This is a genomic window from Paenibacillus sp. UNC217MF, from assembly GCF_000686865.1.
Lineage (GTDB): Bacteria > Bacillota > Bacilli > Paenibacillales > Paenibacillaceae > Paenibacillus_B > Paenibacillus_B suaedae.
In genome coordinates this window covers 1-5,616 of sequence record NZ_JMLT01000036.1, presented here as the reverse complement: position 1 = coordinate 5,616, position 5,616 = coordinate 1, and the positions used below count along the sequence as shown (strand labels likewise).

Annotated in this window: 1 protein-coding gene; it reads right to left on the bottom strand. The window is 58.7% G+C overall.

Annotated features, from left to right (window positions below; genetic code table 11):
• The coding region (locus BP95_RS30570) for a non-ribosomal peptide synthetase (RefSeq protein WP_155987288.1) at positions 1 to 5,616 on the bottom strand (5,616 nt) is incomplete at both ends.

The window sequence follows — 5,616 nt, the reverse complement described above, 5'->3', positions numbered from 1 at the left end:
CATGCCAGACAGGTCGGCATGCGGCCGGCCGGCAATCGGCGTTCCCACAATAATCTCGTCCTGACCTGCCAATTTGCCCAGGAACATGCTGTAAGCAGCGAGCAGTACCATAAATAATGTAGTTCCCGTGTCTTGCGCCAGCTGTTTGATGCTGGCGGTCAATTCCGCATCGATCGCGAAATCCAATTGGCTTCCCGTGAAGCTTTGGATCGACGGACGGGCGAAATCGGCTGGCAGCTGAAGAACCGGAAGCTCGCCGCCAAGCTGCTGCAGCCAGTACTCCTTTTGTTGGACATACGTATTCGAATGACGGTTTGCCGCCAGCCAGACGGCATAATCCTTATAATGAAGCGACACGGGCTCAAGACGATCGCCGGCATACAGCCTTGTCACCTCTTCAATCAAAATGCCCATGGAAGTTCCGTCGGAAATAATATGATGCATGTCAAACAGGAGCAGATGCTGCGTATCGGTCAGCCTGGTCAACTGAACGCGCAGCAGCGGTGCCTGGCTCAGATCGAAAGGAAGAATAAACTCCCGTATGAGATCTTCCGCTCTCCTATCCCCGGCTTCCCGATAAGGCAAATCGAACGCGACCTCTGCGCTAATTCGTTGAACAGGCTCGCCGTCCACCACATCAAACCCGGTTCGCATCACCTCGTGGCGGGCGATAAGCTCCCGGCAAGCCTGTTCCAATCGCGCAAAGTCCACGCGTCCATGGAATAACAAGGCTGCAGGCATGCTATAGCTTAGTTCTGCGCCTTCAAACTGCTGCAAAATGTACATCCGTTTCTGCGCCGAGGACACCGGGTAGTAGTCCCTTGCTTCGGCCTGCGGAATGACGGCATATTCCAACCGCTCCAGCTCAGAGATCGCCTGCGCCATCTCTTCAACTGTCGGATACAAGAACACGTTTCTTAGGGGCAGGCTCACGCTCATTTCCTTATTAACTCTGCTTGCGAGCGTCATTGCTCGGAGCGAATGCCCCCCGATGTCAAAGAAGTTATCGCGGATGCCGACACGTTCCAGCCCCAGCACCTCTTGCCAGAGCTGCGCCAGTTTCGCTTCCGTCATCGTGCGCGGCGCTACATACTCCGTTCCCGTACTCAGCGTACCATCCGGCGCTGGCAGTGCCTTGCGATCCAGTTTCCCGTTTGGCGTGAGCGGCATCTTCTCCAGGCGAATGAAGTGCGAGGGAATCATATAAGGCGGAAGGCCTTCCGCCAGCTTGCTCCGCATCGCCTGCGCCGTGAGCTCACCGCTGCCCGTTGCATAGGCGCACAATTCCTGCGTTTCCCCAGCGGCAACGGTCACGACCGCTTCCTTGACGCCGTCGATTCGCAGCAAATGCGCTTCGATCTCGCCCAGTTCGATCCGGTAACCGCGGATCTTCACCTGATGGTCGATCCGGCCCAGATGCTCCAGTCGACCATCCGGCAGCCAGCGGGCCAAATCGCCCGTCCGGTAGATCCGCTCCCCCGGATGAAACGGATGATCAACAAACTTCTCCCTGGTCAGCTCTTTGCGCGCCCAGTATCCGCGAGCGACCCCAGCGCCTCCGAGGCATAGCTCGCCTACGGCTCCGATCGGCTGTAGCTGCAGCGCTTCGTTCAGCACGTACGCCTGCGTGTTCGCCAGCGGACGGCCGATACTAACTTTTTCCCCTTCGCTTTCCTTCAAATGCTCAAACGTAGACCACACCGTCGTTTCCGTCGGGCCGTACATATTGTACAGCGACGCATTCGTTTGCGCCCGAAGCTGCTTCAGCAGCGCCGCGGGCAGCGGCTCGCCGCCGATCAATAGGGCTGGTATACGGCGCAGCTGCGTGGCGCTGTGTTCCTGCGCCAGCATCATCGACAGCCTCGAAGGCGTCGTCTGCATCAGCTGTACCGGATGCTCCGCCAGCAAATCGCCCAGCAGCGCAGGATCCTGAAGCTCTGCTTCGCTGGCGAGAATGATCTGCATCCCGCAGCTGAGCGGTACCCAGCTCTCGGTCACGAAGATGTCGAAGGACACCGTTGTGACTGAAAGGATCGACGCAGACGGCGCAAACGGCAGCGAGCGCACCATCCCCGCGATAAAGTTGACAACGTTCCGGTGCTCCACCACCACGCCTTTTGGCTTGCCAGTGGTGCCCGACGTGTAGATCACATACGCGCTGTTCATTGGCGTTGTCGGTACAGCTGCCTGTACATCCGTTGATCTCGTGGATTCCGGCGAATAGGTTTCCAGTTCTTTCGCCGAGGCGAACCTCACCATGGCGGAGCAGTTCTTCTGCCCTTCGGCATCCGTGGCGGCCAAGTGTTCCTTCTTCCCTTCGACAACCGCAGCGGCTATTTCCGATTCGGCGGAACGTTCCTCATCCATGCACAGGACATGCCGCAGCGTTGTTTCTTCCCAGTCCGCCACCATTTCCGTCTGTGCCCCTTCGCTCAGCAGGATACGGATACCGGCATCTTGGATCATCCCCTCGATGCGCGCTGCCGGCAGTGCCGGATCCAGCGGCACATAAGCCGCGCCGGCTTTCATCACGCCCAGCAGAGCTGCGATCAGTTGCGGCGAACGGCTGAGCAGCACGCCGACGCGGTCTTCGCTTCTCACCCCGTGCGCATGCAGCCAGCCGGCGATACGGTTGGCTCGCGCCTCCAGTTCGCCGTACGTCCATACGGCCTCTCCGCTTATGAGCGCCGGCTGCTCCGGCGTTCGTGCAGCCTGCCGTTCGAACAGCGTATGCACCGTCGCTTCCGCCGGCAGCTCCACCGCCGTATCGTTAAATGCCATCAGCAGCTCTTCCCGCTCGTCAGCCGTCAGCATCTCGATGCTTCCCAGCATCGCCTGCGGATGACGGACTGCTTGGCGCAGCAGTTCGGTGAAGTGGCCCGCCCAGCGCTCGATCGTCGTCCGTTCGAACAGTTTTGACGCATATTCCAATGTGCATCGCATCCCCTGCTCGTGCTCGCTGACCGACAGCGTCAAGTCGAATTTCGCTGCTCCGCTCTCCAGCGGATACGGCGTCCATTGCAGTCCCGCCAGCTCCAATTCGGCCTGCTCGGTGTTTTGCAGCACCAGCATGGCATCGAACAACGGATTGCGGCTCATATCCCGCTGCTTCACCACCTGCTCCACCAGTTCCTCGAACGGGTAGTCTCCATGCTCCAATGCTCCGAGCGCCGTCTGCTTCACTTCCTGCAAGTAAGCGGAGAACGGCTTTTCTCCGGACGGGTTCATCCGCAGCGCCAGTGTGTTGACAAACATTCCCAGAACCCCTTGCAGGTCCGCATGGGAACGCCCGGCGATCGACGTACCGACGATCACTTCTTCTTGGCCGCTTAATCGCCCGAGCAGGGCACTGTATGCGGCCAGCAGCACCATGTACACGGTCGCGCCGTTTTCCCGCGCCAGCTCTTTGACCGCTTCGGCCAGCACGCTGTCCAGCTCGAAATCGACCCGATCCCCATCGAAGCTGCGCACCACCGGTCGCGGAGCATCCGTCGGCAGGCTCAGCACCGGCAGCTCGCCTGCAAACTGGCTCAGCCAATAGCTTTCCATCTTCCAGTAAGCTGCACTTTGCCGGTAGCCTTGCTGCCAGAGCGCATAATCCTTGTACTGCAGCCGCAGCGGTTCCAGTTCTTCTCCGGCATACAGCTTCGTCAATTCCTGCACCAAAATGTTCATGGAGGTGCCGTCGGAAATGATATGGTGCATATCGAACAATAGCACGTGATCCGCTTCGTCTAACCGCACTAGCGTCGTCCGCAGCAGCGGCGCAACGCCTAAGTCAAACGGACGGAGGAAGCGGCGAATGAATGCCTGCGCATCGGCTCCTCTCGCCTCCTCGTACGCGACGGTGAAGCCGGGAGCCTCTACGATGCGCTGCATCGGCTCCCCGTCTACCGCCACAAACGCTGTGCGCAGCGATTCATGACGGGCGATGAGCATCTGGAGGGCAGCTTCCAGCCGCTGGCGATCCAGCGTTCCCGTCAGGCGCAGCGCAGCAGGCATGTTGTAGCTCAGTTCGGCGCCTTCCAGCTGCTGCAGCACATACAGCCGTTTTTGCGCGGACGACAGCGGATACGCTGCCTGCAGCGGAGTGGGCACAAGCGCTTCAAAGGTGCGGCCCTCCGCCGCCTCCAGGGCAGCCGCCAAGCTTTCAATCGTTGGCGAGAGGAACAATTGACGCAGCGGCACTTCCGCTTCCAGCGTCTGATGAATGCGCGATACAAGCGTCATCGCCCGGAGCGAATGGCCCCCGATGTCAAAGAAGTTATCGCGGATGCCGACACGCTCCAGCCCCAGCACCTCTTGCCATAGCTGCGCCAGCTTCGCTTCCGTCGCTGTGCGCGGCGCCGCATACTCCGTTCCCGTCTGCAGCGTTCCTTCCGGCGCCGGCAGCGCTCTGCGGTCGATTTTGCCGTTGCTCGTAATCGGCAGTTCTTCCAGCTGCACGACATACGCCGGAATCATATAGTCCGGCAAGTTCAATCGCAAGGCTTCGCGCAGTTCGGCGAATGTAAATTCGCGTTCGCCTGCCACATACGCGCACAGCTTATGGCTGCCTCGCTCATCTGGCAGCGCGATGACGGCCGCCTCACGAATTCCTTCCAACGCTAACAGTCTAGTTTCAATCTCGCCCGGTTCGATCCGATATCCTCTTATTTTCACCTGATGATCGATACGGCCCAAATACTCCAGGTTGCCGTCGGCCAACCAGCGGGCCCGATCCCCGGTTCGATACATCCGCGTTCCTTCCAGCCATGGATTGGCCAGGAACTTCTCCTGCGTCCAACCCGGCTGATGCAAGTAGCCTCGGCCGACACAAGCGCCGCCAATATATAGCTCGCCCGCTACGCCGATTGGCTGCAGCTGTCCGAGCCCGTCCAAAATGTACACGGACGAATTGCTGATTGGCTTGCCGATTGGCGGCAGCTCCATCATCGGCTCTTGCGGCATCATCGTGTACGTGGTCGCTACATGCGTTTCCGAAGGGCCGTAATGATTGTGAAGCGTGACGCCCTGCTCCTGCAAGTAGCGCTGCAGCGCCGGGCCGACAATCAGTGCCTCTCCAGCCGTAATCAGATGCTGCACGCACGTTGGCCAATTCACTTCGTATGTCGGATCGTTCCAAACGAATTTGACGAACGACGATGGCAGCAGCAAGGTTGAAATGCCTCGTTCCTCCACATAGCGGAAGAGCGCAGTCGGATTTTGACGCATGTCCTCCTCAATTACATGCAGCGTTCCGCCCGCCAGTAAGGTAGAAAAGATTTCCTGATAGCTCACATCAAAGCTGTACGACGCATACTGCAGCACCTGCTTGTCAAATGGAATGGACGCATGCTCGTATTGATGCATGATCAAGTTTACAAGGTTGCCATGTTCCAACATAACGCCTTTCGGTTTCCCCGTCGTACCTGAAGTATAGATAACGTAGAGCAAACGGCTGCTTGCGTTATCCGGGCTATCTGGGCAATCAGGGTTATTAAAGCTTTCAGGGCTTTCAGGGCTTTCAGGGCTTTCAGGGCTTTCAGGACTTTCAGAGCTATCACGGCTCCACGCACTTTGCTCGCTTGCCGCAAGAAGCTCTTCGATGATGAGCGTCTTGCCCTCATATCCAAG